Here is a 19,672-nt window from a genome sequence, read left to right as displayed (position 1 = left end):
CCGAAAACCTCAGCCGCCCGGGCGCAAAAACCCCAACCGGTCGTATACCCGCCGCAGCGTCGCGGCAGACACCTCGCGCGCCCGTTCGGCGCCCGTCGCTAGTACGGATTCCAGTTCCGCGGGGTCGTCGAGCAGTTCGTCGACGCGGGTCTTGATCGGGGTGACGAACTCGACGACGGCCTCCGCGGTGTCGGATTTGAGGTCGCCGTAGCCGCGTCCGGCGTACCCCTCGACGAGCTTGTCGATGTCGGTGCCGGTGACCGCCGACTGGATGGTGAGCAGGTTCGACACCCCGGGTTTGGCGTCCGGGTCGAAGCGCACCTCGCGCTCGCTGTCGGTGACCGCGGAGCGGATCTTCTTGGCCGAGGCCTTCGGATCGTCGAGCAGGCCGATCAGTCCGGCCTCGGTGCCCGCCGACTTGCTCATCTTCGACGTCGGATCCTGCAGGTCGTAGATCTTCGCCGTCGCCTTCGGGATCATCGGCTCGGGAATGACGAAGGTGTCCGGGAAACGAGAGTTGACCCGTTGCGCCACATCGCGTGCCAGCTCCAGGTGCTGGCGTTGGTCCTCGCCGACCGGCACGAGATCGGTGTCGTAGAGCAGCACGTCGGCGGCCATCAGCACCGGATAGGTGAACAGCCCGACCGTGGTCGCCTCGCTGCCCTCCTTCTGGGACTTGTCCTTGAACTGCGTCATCCGCGACGCCTGCCCGAACCCGGTGAAACAGCCCAGCACCCAAGCCAATTCGGCATGCGCCGGAACGTGGCTTTGCACGAAGATCGTGCTGCGGTTCGGGTCGATGCCCAGCGCCAGGTACTGCGCGGCGGTGACCAGGGTGCGCCGCCTCAGCCGCTCGGGATCCTGCGGAATGGTGATCGCATGCAGATCGACCACGCAGAAGAACGCGTCGTGGTCGTCCTGTAGGCCGACCCACTGTTGGATCGCGCCCAGCGCGTTGCCCAGGTGCAGCGAATCGGAGGTGGGTTGGACACCGGAGAAGACGACGGGCTTCGACGAACTGCTCATGATCGTCCGATCATTTCACGGGGCCCGTATTCGACCGTCACCGGCGCGTGGTCCGACCAGCGCAGCGCGTACGCCTCGGCGCGCTCCACCCGGGCGGCGACCGCCCGCGTCGCCAGGGCCTTCGTGGCCAGCTGGTAGTCGATCCGCCAGCCGGCGTCGTTGTCGAAGGCGCGGCCCCGCCACGACCACCACGCGTACGGGCCCGGCTGGTCGGGATGGAGCTCGCGGACCACGTCGACCCAGCCCGAGGCCAGCAGTTCGGTGAGCCATTGACGCTCGCTGGGCAGGAAGCCGGACTTCTTGATGTTGCCCTTCCAGTTCTTGATGTCGTTCTCGGTGTGGGCGATGTTCCAGTCGCCGCAGACGACGGCGTCCGAGTCGGTCAGCGTCGCCATCCGCGCGGCGAGCTCGGTTATGAACCGTTCCTTCTCGAGCTGACGGTCGGTCTCGGCCTCACCGGTCTGGACGTAGACGCTCGCCACCGTCGTTCCCGCGGTGTCGACCTCCAGGTAGCGGCCGTGCGCGCCGAACTCGTCGGACTCCAGCAGCCGCGATGCGTCGATCGGGTGACGCGAGAGCACCGCGACGCCGCTGCGGCCCTTGATGTGGGGTTCGGCCGACGCGAGATGCCAGCCGTCATCCAGCGCAGGCGCCAGCGCGGCGGCCAGTTGGGTGTCGTCGGCGCGGGTCTCCTGCAGGCAAACCACGTCGGCGGTGGTGGACGCCAACCACGGCAGCAGGCCACGGTTCTGTGGCGAGCGCTCTTTGACCGCGGCGCGGATGCCGTTGACGTTGATGGTGCTGACGATCAGCGAGGTCACAGCGGCAGACCATACCGACGTACTTGCGGTACCGGCGGTATCACCTTAGTGTCGGGCTGATGGCTAGAAACTTGCCGCGCGACCCGCTCCACGTCGGCTCCGGCGAACCCATGCTGTTGCTACACCCGTTCATGATGTCGCAGAACGTGTGGAAGAAGGTCGTCCCGTTGATTGCCGACACCGGCCGCTACGAGGTGTTCGCACCCACGCTGCCCGGGCACAACGGCGGCGTGAAGGGGCACCGCTTCCTGGACACCAAAGAGCTCGCCGACGATGTCGAACGCCGACTCGACGCGCTCGGCTGGGACACCGCGCACGTCGTGGGCAACTCGCTTGGCGGCTGGGTCGCCTTCGAGCTGGAGCGCCGGGGCCGGGCCCGCACGCTGACCGGGATCGCGCCCGCGGGCGGCTGGAGCAAGTTCACGCCCGCCAAGTTCGAGATCGTCGGCAAGTTCGTCGCCGGCTTCCCGGTATGGCTGTTCACGCTCGCGTTCGGACAGCGGGTGCTGAAGTTCCCGTTCACGCGCTACCTGGCGCACTTCCCGATCAGCGCCACGCCGGACCGCCTGTCCGACGACGACCTCATCGACATCATCGACGACGTCACGCACTGCCCGGCCTACTACCAGCTGCTGGTGAAGTCGCTGCTGACGCCCGGCCTGATGGAGCTGGCCGAGAGCGACTGCCCCACGCACCTGGTGATCTGCGAGAAGGACCGCGTACTGCCGCATCCCCGGTTCACCCGCCACTTCACCGCACACCTGCAGTCGAGCCCGCAGATCACGCATCTCGAAGACGTCGGCCACATCCCGATGTTCGAGGCGCCGCAGCGCGTGGCCGACCTGATCCTCGAGTTCGTCGACCGCCATGTAGAACCGCCGCGCGAGGCGCTCGGCGGCTAAAGCTGGGTGACGGGCTCTTCCGTCGCGCCCTCCAGCACCGAGTTCAGGGTCTTGCTCGGCCGCATCACCGCGGTCGTCTTCTCCGGATCCGGGTAGTAGTACCCACCGATATCGACCGAATCGCCTTGCACCTCCGCCAGTTCGGACACGATCGCGTCCTCGTTCTCGGCGAGCGACTTCGCCAGGTCCGCGAAGTGGTCGGCCAGTTCTTTGTCCTCGGTCTGCTCGGCGAGCTGCTGCGCCCAGTACATCGCGAGGTAGAACTGGCTGCCCCTGTTGTCCAGCTCGCCGGTCTTACGCGACGGGCTCTTGTTGTTGTCCAACAAGTTTCCGATCGCCGAGTCCAGCGTCTTGCCCAGCAGGACGGCACGCTTGTTGCCGGTCTTGCGCCCGATGTCTTCGAAACACGCTCCGAGAGCGAGGAATTCGCCCAGCGAATCCCAGCGCAGGTGGTTCTCCTCGACCAGCTGGTGGACGTGCTTCGGCGCCGAACCGCCCGCACCGGTCTCGTACATGCCGCCACCGGCCATCAGCGGCACGATCGACAGCATCTTCGCGCTGGTGCCCAGCTCCAGGATCGGGAAAAGATCAGTCAGGTAGTCGCGCAGGATGTTTCCGGTCACCGCGATGGTGTCCTGGCCGCGGATCAGCCGTTCCAGCGTGTACCGCATGGCCCACACCTGCGGCATGATCTGGATGTGCAGGCCCTCGGTGTCGTGCTCCTTGAGGTACTCCTTGACCTTCTTGCGCAGCTCCACCTCGTGCGGCCGCTCGGTGTCGAGCCAGAACAGCGCGGTCATGCCCGAGGCCCGCGCCCTGGTCACGGCGAGCTTGACCCAGTCCCGGATCGCGGCGTCCTTGACCACCGGCATACGCCAGATGTCACCGGTCTCGACGTTCTGGGTCAGCAGCACCTCGCCGGTGTCGGCGTCGACGATGTTGGCGACGCCGTCCTCGGGGATCTCGAAGGTCTTGTCGTGGCTGCCGTACTCCTCGGCCTTCTGCGCCATGAGCCCGACGTTCGGGACGGTGCCGATGGTCGTCGGATCGAACTGGCCGTGGGTCTTACAGAAGTTGACCATCTCCTGATAGATCCGGCTGAACGTCGACTCGGGGTTCACCGCCTTGGTGTCCTTGGTCCGTCCGTCGGCGCCGTACATCTTGCCGCCGAGCCGGATCATCGCCGGCATCGAGGCGTCGACGATCACGTCGCTGGGCGAGTGGAAGTTGGTGATTCCGCGAGCCGAATCGACCATCGCCAGCTCCGGCCGGTGCTCGTGCACGGCGTGGATGTCCTGGACGATCTCCTCACGCTGTGAGGCGGGCAGCGCCTGGATCTTGTCGTACAGGTCCGACATCCCGTTGTTGACGTTCACGCCGAGCTCGTCGAGCACCTTCTGGTGCTTGGCGAACGCGTCCTTGTAGAACACCTTCACCGCGTGGCCGAATACGATCGGGTGCGACACCTTCATCATCGTCGCCTTGACGTGCAGCGAGAACATCACGCCGGTCTTGTAGGCGTCCTCGATCTGTTCCTCGAAGAACTCGCACAGCGCCTTTTTGCTCATGAACATGCTGTCGATGACGTCGCCGCTGTCGAGCTTGACCTCCGGCTTGAGCACGAGGGTCTCGCCGCTCTTGGTTTCCAGCACCATCTTGACCTTGCGGTCCTTGTCGAGGGTCATCGACTTCTCGCCGTGGTAGAAGTCGCCCTTCTTCATCGTCGCCACGTGCGTGCGCGACGCCATCGACCACTCGCCCATGCTGTGCGGGTGCTTGCGCGCGTACTCCTTGACCGCCTTGGGGGCGCGCCGGTCCGAATTGCCCTGCCGCAGAACCGGGTTGACCGCGCTGCCGAGCACCTTGGCGTAGCGATCCTTGATTTCCTTTTCCTCGTCGTTCTTGGGCTCGCCGGGATAGTCCGGAAGGTCGTAGCCCTTGGCCTTGAGCTCCTTGATGGCGGCCAGCAACTGCGGCACCGACGCGCTGATATTCGGCAGCTTGATGATGTTGGTGTCGGGCTTCTCGGTGAGCTCCCCCAGCTTGGCCAGGTTGTCGGGCACGCGCTGCTCTTCGGACAGGCGGTCGGAGAACTCCGCGAGGATGCGTGCCGCCACCGAGATGTCGCTGGTCTCGACGTTGATGCCCGCCGGTTCGGTGAAGGTCCGAATGATCGGCAGGAACGCGTAGGTCGCCAGCAGCGGCGCCTCGTCGGTCAGCGTGTAGATGATGGTCGGCTGCTCGGCAGTCATGTGGGGTTCTCCCGGCTCGCTAGTCGGTCAGTCGACTACCAGTATTCCCTCGGAGGTGACCCCGTGTGTGAGCCAGGGGGGTCCGCTTTCGGGTGTGTGATCTGCTACTGACCGGTAGCTTCGGGCGCGCCTCGCCGAGATCCCCTCGCTGGCACGCGATGAGCAATATGAGATACGCTTCTCATCGGTCATGAGTGCCAGCGACAAGCCCCGGCTTGCTGGTCGGCAACCCTCCAACCGCGGTGGGGTGCCCCGGGTGATGACCAGGTTGAGTACCCGCTGAGAAGCGGCTACCGGCAAGCGCGGGTCCGTTGTGACGGGCCCCCAGAGAAGACAGCGGAGGTCCGGCGTGCGCAGTTACCGCTGAGTGCGTGAAATGCCCCTTCCAGGCCCCTCACAACAGGAGATTCGATGAGCACCGAAGACACTGACCCCACCGCCCGGTGGGCGTTCGAGACCAAACAGGTCCATGCCGGCCAGACGCCCGACCCGGCGACCAATGCGCGGGCGCTGCCGATCTACCAGACCACGTCGTACACGTTCAACAGCACCGATCACGCCGCGGCGCTGTTCGGCCTCGCCGAGCCCGGCAACATCTACACCCGGATCATGAACCCGACGCAGGACGTCGTCGAGCAGCGCATCGCCGCGCTCGAGGGCGGCGTCGCGGCGCTGTTTCTGGCTTCCGGTCAGGCCGCTGAACACTTCGCGATCCTGAACCTGGCCAACACGGGCGACCACATCGTGTCCAGCCCGCGGCTCTACGGCGGCACGTACAACCTGTTCCACTACACGTTCCCGAAGATCGGGATCGAGGTCAGTTTCGTCGAGAATCCCGACGACCTCGACTCCTGGCGTGCGGCCGTGCGGCCCAACACCAAGGCGTTCTTCGCCGAGTCGATCTCGAATCCCAAGATCGACGTGCTCGACATTCCGAACGTCGCCGCGGTCGCCCATGACAGCGGGGTGCCGCTGATCGTCGACAACACCATCGCCACCCCGTACCTGATCCAGCCGCTGCAACACGGTGCGGACATCGTCGTGCACTCGGCCACCAAGTACCTGGGCGGGCACGGCGCCGCGATCGCCGGCGTCATCGTCGACGGCGGCACGTTCGACTGGACGAGCGGCAAGTTCCCCGGCTTCACCGAACCCGACCCGAGCTACCACGGTGTGGTGTTCGCCGAACTGGGTCCGCCGGCGTTCGCACTCAAGGCGCGCGTGCAGCTGCTGCGCGACCTCGGTTCGGCGGCGTCGCCGTTCAACGCCTTCCTGATCGCCCAGGGCCTGGAGACGCTGAGCCTGCGCGTCGAGCGCCACGTCGCCAACGCCCAGAAGGTGGCCGAGTACCTCGAGGGCCACGACGACGTGATCTCGGTGAACTACGCCGGGTTGCCGTCGTCCCCGTGGTACGAACTCGGAAAGAAGTTGGCGCCCAAGGGCACCGGCGCCGTGCTCGCGTTCGAGCTGGCGGGCGGCGTCGACGCAGGCAAGGCCTTCGTCAACGCGCTGACCCTGCACAGCCACGTCGCCAACATCGGCGACGTTCGCTCGCTGGTGATCCATCCGGCCTCCACCACGCATGCCCAGCTGTCGCCCGAGGAGCAGTTGGCCACCGGCGTCACGCCGGGGCTGGTGCGCCTGGCGGTCGGCATCGAGGGCATCGACGACATCCTCGCCGACCTCGAGCAGGGTTTCGCCGCCGCGAAACCATTCAGCTCCGCGGGCAAGACCGATCCGAACACGACGGCGGCGTTCTGATGACCCTCTCCGATGTGGAAGTCGAGGTGCCACTCCTGAACCTGCCCGCGGAAGGCGAGATCGGCGTGGTCGACATCGGCCCGCTGACGCTGGAGAACGGCGCGGTCATCGACGATGTGTCGATCGCCGTGCAGCGCTGGGGCGAGCTGTCGCCCACGCGCGACAACGTCGTCGTCGTGCTGCATGCGCTGACCGGCGATTCGCACATCACCGGTCCGGCAGGACCCGACCACCCGACCCCCGGCTGGTGGGACGGTGTCGCAGGGCCCGGCGGGCCGATCGACACCGACCGCTGGTGCGCGGTGGCGACCAATGTGCTCGGTGGCTGCCGCGGCTCCACCGGCCCGAGCTCGCTGCATCCCGACGGCAAGGCATGGGGTTCCCGCTTCCCGGTCGTCTCCGTGCGGGACCAGGTTCGCGCCGACATCGCCGCGCTGGAGGCGTTCGGCATCACCCAGGTCGCCGCGGTCATGGGCGGCTCGCTGGGCGGCGCCCGGGCGCTGGAGTGGATGGTCGGCCATCCGGATCGGGTGCGGTCGGGGCTGGTGATGGCCGTCGGCGCCCGAGCCACCGCCGACCAGATCGGCACCCAGTGCTCGCAGGTCGCCGCGATCAAGGCCGACCCGAACTGGCAGAACGGCGACTATTACGGCACCGGGCTCTCGCCCGATGTCGGCATGGAGATCGCCCGCCGGTTCGCGCATCTGACCTATCGCGGCGAGGAAGAGCTCGACACCCGGTTCGCCAACGATCCGCAGGACGGTGAGGATCCGGCCGTCGGCGGCCGCTACGCCGTGCAGAGCTATCTGGAGCATCAGGGCCGAAAGCTGGTGTCGCGGTTCGACGCCGGCACGTACGTGGCGCTCACCGAGGCGCTGTCGGGCCACGACGTCGGTCGCGGCCGCGGAGGTGTCGAGGCGGCGTTGCGTGGCTGCCCGGTGCCCGCGGTGGTCGGCGGCATCACCTCGGATCGGCTCTATCCGCTGCGGCTGCAGGAGGAGCTGGCCGAATTGCTGCCGGGCTGCGCCGGTTTGGATGTCGTGGACTCGATCTACGGGCATGACGGTTTTCTGGTGGAGACGGACGCGGTGTACAAGCTGATCCGCCGAACGCTGGAGCTGGCATCTCGGTGAGCGGGCAGGAGCACGATCGCTCGCTGTCGTTCGGCGCGGAAGCCGCGGCATACGAACGCGGTCGGCCGTCGTATCCGCCCGAGGCGATCGACTGGCTGTTGCCGTCGGGCGCCTCGAAGGTGCTCGACCTCGGCGCAGGCACCGGCAAGCTGACCACGCGCCTCGTCGAGCGCGGCCTCGACGTCGTGGCGGTCGACCCGATCCCGGAAATGCTCGAGCTGCTGAGCAGTTCGCTGCCCGAGACGCCCGCGCTGCTCGGCACCGCCGAGGAGATCCCGCTGCCCGACGACAGCGTGGACACCGTGCTGGTGGCCCAGGCGTGGCACTGGTTCGACCTCGAGCGCGCGGTCAAGGAGGTGGCGCGCGTATTGCGCCCCGGCGGCCGGCTCGGTCTGGTGTGGAACACCCGCGACGAGCGGCTGGGCTGGGTGAAGGACCTCGGTCACATCATCGGCCAAGAGCACGACCCGTTCAGCAACACCGTGGCGCTGCCCGAACCGTTCACCGGTGTCGAACGCCATCAGGTCGAGTGGACCAGTTACCTGACCCCACAAGCGCTCATCGACCTGGTCGCGTCGCGCAGTTACTGCATCACCTCACCGGAGAAGGTGCGCACCAGGACGCTGGACCGGGTGCGCGAGCTGTTGGCGACCCATCCGGCACTGGCCAACTCGACGGGACTCGCGCTGCCGTACGTCACGGTGTGCATCCGCGCTTCGCTGGCCTGAGCGCCGAGCCGAACCAGCGCCCGAGCGCGCCCCGCAGGGCGTCGGCACCCGCGTCGTCGAAATGCTCAGCGGCCCAGGCGACATAACCGTCGGGCCGAACGAGCATGGCCGCGGCGGGCGGATCCTCGGCCGCTGCGATGATCGGGTCGACGCGCTCGGCCCACGGCTCGGCGACGGTCGCTGCGGCTCCGCCGTCGAGGTCGAGCAGCACCGCACGGCCGCGGTGCAGGAGTTCGGCGAGGCGACGACCGTCGGCGAGCGCCAGTTCCGGCGCCATCCGTCCCGACAGCGGATGGTCGTCGCCGACGTCGTAGCGCACGTCCGAACCCGCCAGCAAGTGTGCGAGATGCTCTGTGACACCGCGCTGTTGGATCAGCTCCCCGAACAGCGTTCGCAGGGCCTCGACGTCGGGTCCCGGCGCCGAGAGCGCGAGCTGAGCCTGCGAGTGCATCATCACGCGTTCGCCGACCGGGTACCGCTCGGACTCGTAGGTGTCGAGCAGATCGTCGGCTTGCCAACCGTTGACGACGGCCGCCAGTTTCCAGCCAAGGTTGACCGCATCCTGCAGCCCCAGGTTCAGGCCCGGCCCTCCCATCGGCGAATGCACGTGAGCCGCGTCGCCGAGCAGCAGGACCCGGCCGGCCCGGTAGCGGTCGGCCTGACGTGAGTTGATGTTTTCGAGCCGCCGAAGGGCATGCGGGCCCGCCCTTTTCGGGGTGTGCAGGGGTACATCAACACCGATGATGCGGCGGACGCTGGCGCGCAACTCGTCGAGCGTCATGTCCTCGTCGGCGGTTTGACGTGCCTCGCCGTATTCAATGGTGCCCAGCAGCGGGCGATCGGGCTCGAGCGGGAAGAGGATGATGCTGCCGCGTTCGAAGCGGTTGTAACCGAATCTCAGGCGACCGAAGCCGGGAATGTCGTATCCCTGGCCGGGAACGAGCAACTCGTCGGGCAGTCCGACATGGGCGACGCGGCTCTCGATCGGCGACGTGTGCCCGGGAAATCCGATCCCCGCACGCTTGCGGACGAAACTGCGTCCGCCGTCGGCGCCGACCAGGTAGCGCGTGCGCAGTTTGTAGGTCTCCCCCTCGACCGCGACCGTCACCGCAACGGAGTCGGGCCCTGGTTCGAGGCCGATCAACTCGTGCCCCCACCGGATATCGACGCCGAGCCCGCGCGCGTGCTTCTCCAACAGCCGCACCAGCCGCGGCTGCGGAATCAGCAACGCGTGCATCGGGTTCGGTGCGATATTCGAAAAGCTCAGCGCGATCCCCGCGAACGGCCAACCGGCCGCCGGACGCGGCGGTCCCTCCTCGCCGCCGAACGCGTGGTAGAGCCCGCGCATGTCGAGCTGCCGGATCACCTGGCCCACAAGGCCGTTGGCTTTGGGCTCCTCGCTCGGAGCCGGCAGCCGGTCGAGCACCACGGGGCGAACGCCCGCCAGTGCGAGCTCGCACGCGAGCAGCAGCCCGTTGGGGCCGGCTCCGCTGATCACGACGTTTTCGGCGCTCATGACTTGCTCGGATCCGGTAGCCCCGCGGCCACTTCGGCGAAGCCCGCACGGATCAGCGTCGTGATCGGCACCGGCGGATCGGCGCGCACGTAGATCTCGGTGGCCGCGTCGCCGACGGCGCGCACGACGGCCGCGACCAGCCGCGGGTACATATCGCGTTGCGGGTCGGTTCCCGTGCGCTCGGCGATCACCTCCATCCACTCGTCGAACAACTCCCTCGACACCGCGTCGCGAATCTCGGGCCGCATCAGAAGCTTTCGTATCTCGGCGAACTCCTCGCGGCTGGGTATCCGGCGCTCCGCGCCGTCGGCGTCGCTCATGTCCTCTTCCAGCGGTGCGAGCACGGACTCGGTGATCGACGTCCACAGTGGTTCGTCGGCGGGCCGACCGCGCAGCACGGCGATGCTGCGGCGCAACCGTTCGGTCTGGCGGTAGGCCAGCGCCTCGTACTTTCCGCTGAAGTAGTTGTTGAAGGTGCGCAGCGACACGCCCGCCAGGTCGGCGATCGCCTCGCGGGTCACACCGTCGAAACCACGCTCTAACGCGAGTTTGAGTGCGGCGTCGCTCAGCGCGCGCCTGGTGTCGAGCTTTTTACGCTCCCGAAGTCCGGCCACGCGGCCACGGTAACCACAAACTTGCCTACTGTGCAAGATTGCATACCGGGCAATTTCCTGTGAATCAGCTGGTGCCCAATGGGTCGATGGTCCACGCGATGTAGAGCATCGTTGCGCTGACGACGGCGGTGGTGACGAAGTCGACGCCGCGGCTGCGCACCGCGAGAAGTCCGGCGCGATCATCGCTCAGGAGCAGCCGCAATGCCGCCGCCACCCCGACCCCGATCGCCATCACGAGCGCGCCGCGCCGCCAATATCCCGCGACCACCAGGACGAACGCGGCGGCGAAGATCAGGCCGACCGACCAGAACGGCCATTGACCGGCGAAAACCTTGCGCGCGAACTCCTTTGGCGTCACGTCGCGGCCAGTACCTCCGCGCGCTCGACCACATTCGTCAGCAGGAATGCGCGCGTCAGCGGACCCACACCGCCCGGATTGGGCGACACATGGCCCGCGACATCCCAGACGTCGGGGTGGACATCACCGACGAGCTTGCCGTTCTCGTCGCGACTGACCCCGACGTCCACGACGGCCGCGCCGGGCCGAACCATCTCGGCGGTCACCATGTGCGGCATGCCCGCCGCGGCGATGATGATGTCGGCCTCGCGGGCCAACTCCGGCAGGTGACGAGTTGCGGTGTGGCACAACGTGACCGTTGCGTTCTCCGAACGCCGGGTCAACAGCAGCCCGAGCGGGCGCCCGACGGTGACGCCGCGACCGATGACCACCACGTGCGCGCCCGCGATCTCCACCTCGTAGCGGCGCAGTAGGTGCACGATCCCGCGCGGGGTGCACGGCAACGGGGCCGGCTCGTTGAGCACAAGCCGGCCCAGGTTGGTCGGATGCAGACCGTCGGCGTCCTTGCCCGGGTCGATGCGCTCCAGGGCGGAGTTCTCGTTGAGGTGCTTGGGCAGCGGAAGCTGGACGATGTAACCGGTGCACTCGGGGTTGGCGTTGAGCTCGTCGATCGTCTCGTCGAGCGTGGCCTGGCTGATGTCGGCGGGCAGGTCGCGGCGGATCGAGTTGATGCCGACCTTCGCACAGTCGGAGTGCTTACCGCGTACGTAGGCGTGGGAACCGGGGTCGTCGCCGACGAGCACCGTGCCCAGTCCCGGCGTGCGTCCGGCCACCGCGGCCGAGCCGCGAAGACGGCCCTGGGTCAGCGCCGCGACCCGTTCCTTGAGGTCGACGAAGATCTCGTCGCGCGTGGCCTTACCGTCCAGTGTGATCGCACCCACGGGTCTCAGTCTGGCATGCTCGCTTTCTATGAACACTCAGCCCAATGTGTTCACCCCGGCCAAGCTCGGCCCGGTGACGCTGCGCAACCGGATCATCAAGGCGGCGACGTTCGAGGCATCGACGCCGAACGCGCTCGTCACCGACGAGTTGATCAACTATCACCGGCTGCCCGCCGCAGGCGGGGTCGGCATGACCACGGTCGCCTACTGCGCGGTCGCCCCCGGCGGACGCACCGACGGCTGGCAGATCTGGATGCGGCCCGAGGCCGTGCCGGGATTGAAGAGGCTGACCGAAGCGATTCACGCCGAGGGCGCGGCGATCAGCGCGCAGATCGGCCACGCGGGACCGGTCGCCAACGCGCGGACCAACAAGGCCAAGGCGCTGGCGCCGGTGCGCTTCTTCAATCCGCTGTCGATGCGGTTCGCGAAGAAGGCAACGCGCGACGACATTCGCGACGTCACCGAGGCGCACGCCAACGCCGCGCGCCTGGCGATCGAATCCGGGTTCGACGCGGTCGAGATCCACCTCGGCCACAACTATCTCGCCAGCTCGTTCTTGAGCCCGCTGCTCAACCGCCGCACCGATGAGTTCGGCGGCTCGCTGGAGAACCGGGCCAAGGTCGCGCGCGGCGTCGTGCGGGCCGTGCGCCAGGCCGTCGAGAAGGAGGGCAACCCGATCGCGGTGACGGCCAAGCTCACCATGTCCGACGGCGTGCGCGGTGGCATCACCGTCGAGGAGTCCTTGCAGACGGCGAAGTGGCTGGAAGAGGACGGCGGATTGGACGCGATCGAACTGACCGCGGGCAGCTCGCTGGTCAACCCGATGTACCTGTTCCACGGCGATGCACCGGTCAAGGAGTTCGCCAACGCCTTCAAACCGCCGATCCGGTGGGGCATCCGCATGACCGGCAAGAAGTTCCTGCGCGAGTACCCCTACCGCGAGGCGTTCCTGTTACGCCACGCCAGGCAGTTCCGCGCTGAGCTGAAGCTGCCGCTGATCCTGTTGGGCGGCATCACCAATCGCGAGACGATGGACCTGGCGATGGCCGAGGGCTTCGACTTCGTGGCGATGGGCCGCGCACTGCTGGCCGAACCGGATCTGCTCAACCGCATCCAGGCGGACAGCTCGGTGCGGTCGATCTGCGATCACTGCAACAAGTGCATGCCGACGATCTACAGCCACACCCACTGCGTGTTGACCGGGGCGCCGGACAACTATCAGCCGTCCACGGCGGGCCGCGGTTCGACGTAGGCCACCATCGGTTCGGTGACCAACACGCGGTCGCCCGCGCTCACGACGAGTTCCTTCGCCGAGAATGTGTAGGTGGCTCCGTCGTTCTCGGCGGTGAACACCCCGTCGGTCTTCTCGACCGCCGGTGCGGTCAGCACCAGACCGTCCTTCATCCGCACACCGCGGTACTCGTGGCTGCCGCTGCGCTTACAGATCGCCACGAGCGCGAACTGGGTGCGGCCGAAAGCCACTGGCTGCCACGGTGCCTCGCACCGGGCCTTCGAATCGACGAACCCACGATCGTCGATGGCGATGGCGCTCTGCGCGTCCACCGTCGGTGCCAGGAACGCCGCTGCGACACAGAGCCCGCCGATGCCGACGATCAGGAAAGGCGCCCGAGACACCATGCCCTATGGTGACCACGTTTCGCCGCCAACCGCGCGCGACTCGCCGGATGACCGGCAAACTTTCGTCAGTCGCCCGGTATGAGGGCCTCGGCGCACTCGGTGACGATCGCATCCGCGCTCGCCGGAATCGCCGTCCCCGCCAGCAGGTGTCGACGCACGACGGCATAGGGGATGTCGATCACCGCGGCGTTCACCCGGTCGCCGTCGGCGTGCAGTCCGGACAGCAGGCGTCGCAAGCGCCTGCGCAGGCGGCGCCTCCTGTCGTGCAACTCGGGCGGCCACTCGGCGGCACACAGCGCATCAGCGCCCGCGAGCAGAACCGCGGCCTCGGTGCGGTGGTCGCGACACCATTGGACGGTGTGACGGGCGCCCGCGACACAACGCGCGCGTGTGCCGCCCGTACCGGTCAGCGCCGCCGCGAACCCTTCACCGAAACGCTCCTCGGTGCGCATCCACAGTTCGCCACACAGTGCCGCCCGACCCGAAAACCGGTGATACATCGACCCGCTCGGCGCCCCCGCCGCACGCGCCACCGCGGACACGGTCACCGCGGCGGGCCCCTGCTCGGCGAGCAGTGCTGCGGCGGCGTCCAGGAGATCGTCGGCGCTGAAGCGCGCGGGCCTCGGCATTGCCACAGCCTATAGTAGAGACTACTCTCTAATACTCAAGGAGGTAGCCGTGTCCACTTCCATCGACATCGCCCGGCGGTTCTACGGCGCGCTCGCAGGTGCCGACGGTCCAGCGCTCTTCCGGCTGCTGACCGACGATTTCGTCGGCACCGTCAGCGCCGGCATGCCCCACGGTGTCGGCGGACGGCATCGCGGACCGGCCGACATGATCGCCGGGGTCTGGGGCCGCATCGGCACGCTGTACGACATGCACGTCGACCCGGCGGAGTATCTGGCGGTCGACGACGATCGCGTCGTGGTCATCGGCCGGTACTGGGGTCCCGCCCGCGACGGTCGTACCACCGTCGACGCAGCGTTCGCACACGTCATCACCACGCGCGAGGACCAGATCGCGGCGCTGCATCAGATCACCGACACCGCAAGGTGGAACATTCTGCCTACCGTTAGAGTTGGCGTCGATGAGCCGACCCGCCCCACCCGCGCTGACCGTTCGGTACGACGGATCGACCCGGACCTTCGCGGCGGGAAATGACGTCGTCGTCGGCCGCGACCTCCGCGCCGACGTACGTATCGCCCACCCCCTGATCTCGCGTGCGCACCTGGTGTTGCGCTTCGATCAGGGTCGCTGGGTCGCGATCGACAACGGCAGCCTCAACGGGATGTTCGTCAACAACCGCCGCGTTCCCGCTGTCGACATCTCCGACGGTCAGACCGTCAACATCGGCAATCCCGACGGTCCGCGGCTGACGTTCGAGGTCGGTCGCCACCAGGGTGCAGTGGGCCGCACACCGACCGTCGCGGTCCCGATCGCCAACCAGAGGCAGGCTTCGGGGCCCCACACCGGGCGGCCGTACGGACCGCCGCCGGGTCAGGCGCGTCCGCAGCCGACGTATCCGAGCGCGCCTCCCCCGCCGCGGTATCCGAGCACGCCACCCCCGGCGGCGTATACGAGCCCGCAGCAGCCCGCGCGCCAACCGATCTCCTCACCTGCGCTCGAGTCGGCGACGATGATGGGCCCGACCGCCGCGCCTCGCTCCAGCGAGGGCAACCTCGCCACGAGCATGCTCAAGATCCTGCGGCCGGGAAGCCGGCCTGCGGACAACGTGCCCGGCGCTGTCAAGATCGGGCGAGCCACCGACAACGACATCGTCGTGCCCGACGTGCTGGCTTCGCGCCACCACGCAACCCTGTTGCCGACGGCCGGCGGAACCGAGATCGTCGACAACCGCAGCATCAACGGCACGTTCGTCAACGGTGCGCGCGTCGAGTCGGCGCTGCTCCGCGAGGGCGACACGGTCACGATCGGCAACATCGACCTCGTCTTCTCCGGCGGCACGCTGGCCCGTCGCACCGAGACCGAGGCCGCCACCCGCACCGGCGGGCTCGAGGTGCACGGCGTCACGTGGACCATCGAGAACAACAAGACGCTGCTCGACAACATCTCGATCGCGGCGCGCCCCGGCACTTTGACCGCCGTTATCGGGCCGTCGGGTGCAGGCAAGTCGACGTTCGCGCGATTGGTCGCGGGCTACACCCATCCGACGACGGGCACGGTGACCTTCGAGGGGCACAACGTGCACGCCGAGTACGCCTCGCTCCGCTCCAGAATCGGGATGGTGCCCCAGGACGACGTCGTCCACGGTCAGCTGACCGTGCGCCAGGCGCTGATGTACGCCGCGGAACTGCGCCTGCCGCCGGACACCACGAAGGCGGACCGCGAACAGGTCGTCATGCAGGTGCTCGAAGAACTCGAGATGACCAAGCATCTGGAGACCCGTGTCGACAAGCTCTCCGGCGGCCAACGCAAGCGCGCTTCGGTGGCGCTCGAACTGCTGACGGGTCCGTCGTTGTTGATCCTCGACGAGCCGACATCGGGCCTGGATCCTGCCCTGGACCGCCAGGTCATGACGATGCTGCGGCAGTTGGCCGACGCCGGCCGCGTCGTGCTGGTCGTCACGCACTCGCTGACCTACCTCGACGTCTGCGACCAGGTGCTCCTGCTGGCGCCGGGCGGCAAGACCGCGTTCTACGGCCCGCCCAGCCAGATCGGTCCGTCGATGGGCACGACCAACTGGGCCGACATCTTCAGCAGCGTGGCCAGCGATCCCGACGCGGCCAATCAGCGCTTCCTGTCCCAGCACGGGCCACCACCGCCTGCGCCACCGACCGAGGAGCCGTCCGATCTGGGCAGCCCCACCAGCACCAGCGTGCGTCGACAGTTCTCGACGATCGCGCGCCGCCAAGTGCGGCTGGTGATCTCCGATCGCGGCTACTTCGCGTTCCTGATGCTGCTGCCGTTCATCATGGGCGTGCTGTCGCTCTCGGTGCCCGGCGACGTCGGGTTCGGTGTCCCGGTCCCCGCGATGCAGGGCGGCGCCGCACCCAACGAGCCGGGTCAGATTTTGGTCATGCTCAACGTCGGCGCCATCTTCATGGGCACGGCGCTGACCATCCGTGCGCTGATCGGCGAGCGGGCGATCTTCCGTCGCGAGCAGGCCGTCGGATTGTCCACGACCGCATACCTTTTGGCGAAGGTGTTCGTGTTCACGCTGTTCGCGATCGTGCAGTCGGCGATCGTCACGGTGATCGCGATCATCGGCAAGGGCTGGGGCCCTGGCGCGGTGGACAGCGGTTCGCTGCTCGGCAACCGCAGCATCGAGTTGTTCGTCGACATCGCGGTGACGACGGTGGCCGCGGCGATGGTCGGGTTGGCGCTCTCGGCGTTGGCCCGATCAAACGAACAGATCATGCCGCTGCTGGTGGTCGCGATCATGTCGCAGCTGGTGTTCTCGGGCGGCATGATCCCGGTGACGGACCGGATCGTGCTCGATCAGATGTCCTGGTTCACGCCCGCCCGTTGGGGTTTCGCGGCGTCCGCCTCGACCATCGACCTCATCCGGTTGGTGCCCGGCCCGCTGACACCCAACGATCGGCACTGGGACCACACGGCCGGTACATGGCTGTTCGACATGGCCATGCTTGCGCTCATCTGCATCGGTTACACGGCGTTCGTGCGCTGGCGGATACGGCTGAGCAGCAGCTAGCGCAGCGTGCCGGAGACGACGGCCTCCGCGGTGAACGTCACGCCCCGATCGGTCCCGTCCTCATCGGGCCACACCACCGCCGCGGTGCCCGAGACCGCAACGGTGGCACCGGTGGTGAAGTCGATGAACAGGACGGCCGCCGCGGGATCGACCGCGATGTTGCCGAGGCTGTTGAACATGTTGTTGCCCGGATAGTCGGGCCACCACAGCCGGTTGCCGTCGACCCGGACGAAACCCGGGGGGCCGCCGCGGTGCGACGCGTCGACACCGCGGGCCGGACGCTCGGTGCCGAGGAAGAACGTGTCCGCCCGGGTGATGAGCGCCGCTTGTGCCGGTTGCAGCGTGTCCGAGCGGGTGAACCCGTGTGGCGGCGCAGACGGTTGCGCGGGGGAAAGATCGCGCGGCTGGATGTATCTCGGGCAGTTGCCGAATGCCTGATCGACGTCGACGGTCAGGCCGTCGGCGGTGCCGTCGCTGACTGTGCCGTTGACCCGCACCCGTCGCCGTGTGGCGAAGTCGATGGCCAGCATGCCGATCGGCTGGCCCGCGTCGAGGCCGTGCAACGGGTCTCCGGGATCCGGCCGGATCGCTATCCGAAGTGTGCGATCGTGCGCCTCGAGAAACCCGGCCCGGGCGTGCAGCGGGGACGTCCACAGTCGGCCGTCGTCTCCCCTGGCCGTCACGACGGCGAACTCCCGGACGGACAGGAACGTGCCGATGCTGCCGTTGAGGTCGGGCGCGGCCAGCATGCCCCTACCCAGCCGCGCGGCCTGTGCCATCACGCCGGCGCGCGCCTGCACGGCGAGTTCGCCTTCGTGGAAGCCGCTCTGGCTGACGGCACTCATGCACTACGAAACCCGTGTGCGCGGTGCTTATTCCCCGTGGATGTTCAGGCCGTGGGCGGCGGCGTAGGCCAGCGCCTGGTCGACGTCGATCTTCACGCCTTTGACGCTCGCGGTCGTCCACAGCGACGCATCGGTTCGCGCACCGCGCAAATCCGCGTCGTCCAACCGGAGGTTCCGCACCCGCGCGCCGGCCAGATCCGCGCCGCGCAGCACCGCCTTGCGCAGATCGGCGTCGACCAGGCTGGCCTCGCGCATCCGGCATCCGGCGAGGTCCACGCCGCGCAGGTCACAGCCGCCCAGGACGGCGAGTGTCAGGTCGACGTCGACCAGCGTCAGCGGCCGTAACCGGGCGCCGGTGAACACCGATCCCAACATGCTGCACTGCCGAAACGTGCTGTGGTGCAGCGTCGCCCGTTCGAACCGGCAGTTACGGAAAGCACTGCCGGCGTGTTCGGATTCGGTAAGGTCGACGCCGCGGAAGTCGCATTCGTCGAACACGACGCGTTCGGTGCGCAACCGGCTGAGGTCGTCGTCGCGGAAGTCGCGGCCGGTGAATTCCTCGTCGCTCCAGATTGTTTCGTCGGGAGGCACTCGATCAACCAGGCAGGCTGACGAGCGCATACTCGGTGATCGCGATCAGCGCGGCCTTGGCGGACTGACGGTCGCGCGCGTCGACGGTGATCACCGGGATGTGCTCGGCCAACGCCAGCGCCTTACGCACCGCTGACACCGGATGCCTTGGCGCACCGTCGAATTGGTTGATCGCGATCAGGAACGGCAGTTTACGCGCCTCAAAGAAGTCGACCGCGGCGAAGCTGTCCTGCAGGCGACGCACGTCGACCAGCACGATCGCCCCGATCGCCCCGCTGACGAGGTCGTCCCACATGAACCAGAACCGACGCTGCCCGGGCGTGCCGAACAGGTACAACACCAGGTCGTCGGCCAAGGTGATGCGACCGAAGTCCATCGCGACCGTCGTGGTGTTCTTCTGCGGTGTGGCCTCCAGGCCGTCGACGCCCGCCGACGCAGTAGTGACCAGGGCCTCGGTCCGCAGCGGCATGATCTCGGAGACCGCGCCGACGAACGTCGTCTTGCCGGCGCCGAAGCCGCCGGAGATGACGATCTTCGTTGAAGCTGAGCGCTCCTCAGAGTGCCTTGAGGCCACGCAGTGTCCTTCCTATCAACTCACGTCTCTCGTCGACGGTGCTCGACTCGCCCAGCGTGCTGCGCACCGCCACATAACCCTGCGTCACGAGATCCCCGATCAGCACCCGCGCCACGCCGAGCGGCAACGACAACTTCGCGGCGATCTCGGCGACGGACGGGTGGTTGACGCCCATCGCCAGGATCTGCCCGCGCACGTCGTTGCCCGGCCAGCGCGGCGGCTTGGCCGAATCGAGCGTCTCGATCGGCGCCTCCAGCGGGAGGTGGACCCGGGAATGGGTGCGACCGGCGGTCAGGATGTACGGCCGGACCAGGCTCGGCTCTTCGACGACGTCGCCATCCCGCTGGTCCATCGACGGC

20 protein-coding genes and 1 riboswitch are annotated in these 19,672 nt (G+C 67.8%); of the genes, 7 read left to right on the top strand and 13 right to left on the bottom strand.

What is annotated here, in order from left to right; translation table 11 throughout:
- Nucleotides 1–9: 9 nt before the first annotated feature.
- The gene (gene trpS, locus A5752_RS24535) at nt 10–1,026 is read right to left on the bottom strand and encodes a tryptophan--tRNA ligase (RefSeq protein ID WP_067091372.1); all 1,017 of its coding nucleotides are present in this window, start codon (nt 1,024–1,026) and stop codon (nt 10–12) included.
- Nucleotides 1,023–1,838 (bottom strand): exodeoxyribonuclease III, encoded by an 816-nt coding sequence (locus tag A5752_RS24530; RefSeq protein WP_067091539.1) that lies wholly within the window; start codon nt 1,836–1,838, stop codon nt 1,023–1,025. Before A5752_RS24530 ends, trpS begins: the two co-directional genes overlap by 4 nt.
- A gap of 119 nt (nt 1,839–1,957) precedes the next feature.
- Here A5752_RS24530 and ephH point away from each other — a divergent pair, with 119 nt between their 5' ends.
- Nucleotides 1,958–2,749, top strand: a complete 792-nt coding sequence (ephH, locus tag A5752_RS24525) for an epoxide hydrolase EphH (RefSeq protein ID WP_082950841.1) — start codon at nt 1,958–1,960, stop codon at nt 2,747–2,749.
- Here ephH and A5752_RS24520 read toward each other — a convergent pair.
- Nucleotides 2,746–5,001 (bottom strand): NADP-dependent isocitrate dehydrogenase, encoded by a 2,256-nt coding sequence (locus A5752_RS24520; protein ID WP_067091367.1) that lies wholly within the window; start codon nt 4,999–5,001, stop codon nt 2,746–2,748. The two genes, ephH and A5752_RS24520, sit on opposite strands and share 4 nt — an antisense overlap.
- 186 nt (nt 5,002–5,187) lie before the next feature.
- Nucleotides 5,188–5,310, top strand: a riboswitch (SAM riboswitch).
- Nucleotides 5,311–5,412: 102 nt separating this feature from the next.
- On the opposite strand from A5752_RS24520, the gene A5752_RS24515 reads away from it, so the two are divergent.
- Genes A5752_RS24515 through A5752_RS24505 form a run of 3 tightly spaced genes read left to right on the top strand, consistent with a single transcriptional unit; the run spans nt 5,413 to nt 8,623 of the window.
- Entirely contained in the window at nt 5,413–6,762 is a 1,350-nt protein-coding gene (locus tag A5752_RS24515) for a bifunctional o-acetylhomoserine/o-acetylserine sulfhydrylase (RefSeq protein WP_067091364.1), read from the top strand.
- Nucleotides 6,762–7,895, top strand: coding sequence for a homoserine O-acetyltransferase MetX (gene metX, locus A5752_RS24510; RefSeq protein ID WP_067091362.1), 1,134 nt, complete (start codon nt 6,762–6,764; stop codon nt 7,893–7,895). Before A5752_RS24515 ends, metX begins: the two co-directional genes overlap by 1 nt.
- A complete protein-coding gene (locus A5752_RS24505; protein ID WP_067091359.1) occupies nt 7,892–8,623 on the top strand; it encodes a class I SAM-dependent methyltransferase in 732 nt (243 codons plus the stop codon). Before metX ends, A5752_RS24505 begins: the two co-directional genes overlap by 4 nt.
- On the opposite strand, the gene A5752_RS24500 is transcribed toward A5752_RS24505, so the two are convergent.
- From A5752_RS24500 to A5752_RS24485, 4 genes are all read right to left on the bottom strand, one after another.
- Nucleotides 8,592–10,139, bottom strand: a complete 1,548-nt coding sequence (locus tag A5752_RS24500) for an FAD-dependent monooxygenase (protein ID WP_067091356.1) — start codon at nt 10,137–10,139, stop codon at nt 8,592–8,594. The two genes, A5752_RS24505 and A5752_RS24500, sit on opposite strands and share 32 nt — an antisense overlap.
- Nucleotides 10,136–10,753: an acyl-CoA-like ligand-binding transcription factor gene (locus A5752_RS24495; protein WP_067091354.1), complete on the bottom strand. Its 618-nt coding sequence runs from the start codon at nt 10,751–10,753 to the stop codon at nt 10,136–10,138. The genes A5752_RS24500 and A5752_RS24495 overlap by 4 nt, the downstream gene beginning before the upstream one ends.
- Before the next feature lie 64 nt (nt 10,754–10,817).
- Nucleotides 10,818–11,111, bottom strand: a complete 294-nt coding sequence (locus A5752_RS24490) for a DUF3017 domain-containing protein (protein WP_067091351.1) — start codon at nt 11,109–11,111, stop codon at nt 10,818–10,820.
- On the bottom strand, nt 11,108–11,992 hold the full coding sequence (locus A5752_RS24485; protein ID WP_067091348.1) for a bifunctional methylenetetrahydrofolate dehydrogenase/methenyltetrahydrofolate cyclohydrolase: 885 nt from the start codon (nt 11,990–11,992) through the stop codon (nt 11,108–11,110). Before A5752_RS24485 ends, A5752_RS24490 begins: the two co-directional genes overlap by 4 nt.
- A gap of 28 nt (nt 11,993–12,020) precedes the next feature.
- Here A5752_RS24485 and A5752_RS24480 point away from each other — a divergent pair, with 28 nt between their 5' ends.
- On the top strand, nt 12,021–13,244 hold the full coding sequence (locus A5752_RS24480; protein ID WP_067091347.1) for an NADH:flavin oxidoreductase: 1,224 nt from the start codon (nt 12,021–12,023) through the stop codon (nt 13,242–13,244).
- Here the strand turns inward: A5752_RS24480 and A5752_RS24475 are convergent.
- Complete coding sequence (locus tag A5752_RS24475; protein WP_156614134.1) at nt 13,211–13,627, bottom strand: hypothetical protein; 417 nt, start codon at nt 13,625–13,627, stop codon at nt 13,211–13,213. The genes A5752_RS24480 and A5752_RS24475 overlap by 34 nt on opposite strands.
- Nucleotides 13,628–13,695: 68 nt before the next feature.
- Nucleotides 13,696–14,259: a TetR/AcrR family transcriptional regulator gene (locus A5752_RS24470; RefSeq protein ID WP_067091342.1), complete on the bottom strand. Its 564-nt coding sequence runs from the start codon at nt 14,257–14,259 to the stop codon at nt 13,696–13,698.
- 49 nt (nt 14,260–14,308) lie between these two features.
- Here A5752_RS24470 and A5752_RS24465 point away from each other — a divergent pair, with 49 nt between their 5' ends.
- The gene (locus tag A5752_RS24465) at nt 14,309–14,791 is read left to right on the top strand and encodes a nuclear transport factor 2 family protein (protein WP_082964045.1); all 483 of its coding nucleotides are present in this window, start codon (nt 14,309–14,311) and stop codon (nt 14,789–14,791) included.
- A complete protein-coding gene (locus A5752_RS24460; RefSeq protein ID WP_067091340.1) occupies nt 14,718–17,303 on the top strand; it encodes an FHA domain-containing protein in 2,586 nt (861 codons plus the stop codon). Before A5752_RS24465 ends, A5752_RS24460 begins: the two co-directional genes overlap by 74 nt.
- On the opposite strand, the gene A5752_RS24455 is transcribed toward A5752_RS24460, so the two are convergent.
- From A5752_RS24455 to A5752_RS24440, 4 genes are read right to left on the bottom strand one after another with little or no spacing between them, the layout of a single operon-like run.
- Nucleotides 17,300–18,148, bottom strand: coding sequence for a pyridoxamine 5'-phosphate oxidase family protein (locus A5752_RS24455; protein WP_067091337.1), 849 nt, complete (start codon nt 18,146–18,148; stop codon nt 17,300–17,302). The genes A5752_RS24460 and A5752_RS24455 overlap by 4 nt on opposite strands.
- 27 nt (nt 18,149–18,175) lie before the next feature.
- Entirely contained in the window at nt 18,176–18,769 is a 594-nt protein-coding gene (locus A5752_RS24450) for a pentapeptide repeat-containing protein (protein WP_067091334.1), read from the bottom strand.
- Nucleotides 18,744–19,313, bottom strand: a complete 570-nt coding sequence (locus A5752_RS24445) for a GTP-binding protein (protein WP_067091332.1) — start codon at nt 19,311–19,313, stop codon at nt 18,744–18,746. Before A5752_RS24445 ends, A5752_RS24450 begins: the two co-directional genes overlap by 26 nt.
- Nucleotides 19,294–19,665 (bottom strand): DUF742 domain-containing protein, encoded by a 372-nt coding sequence (locus A5752_RS24440; RefSeq protein ID WP_067091329.1) that lies wholly within the window; start codon nt 19,663–19,665, stop codon nt 19,294–19,296. Before A5752_RS24440 ends, A5752_RS24445 begins: the two co-directional genes overlap by 20 nt.
- Nucleotides 19,666–19,672 lie beyond the last annotated feature (7 nt).

Origin of the sequence: Mycobacterium sp. 852002-51961_SCH5331710, assembly GCF_001665535.1 — a bacterium.
In the GTDB taxonomy this organism is placed as follows: Bacteria; Actinomycetota; Actinomycetes; order Mycobacteriales; family Mycobacteriaceae; genus Mycobacterium.
Note: the sequence above shows the minus strand (reverse complement) of the source record. Positions and strands in the feature narration are given on the sequence as shown.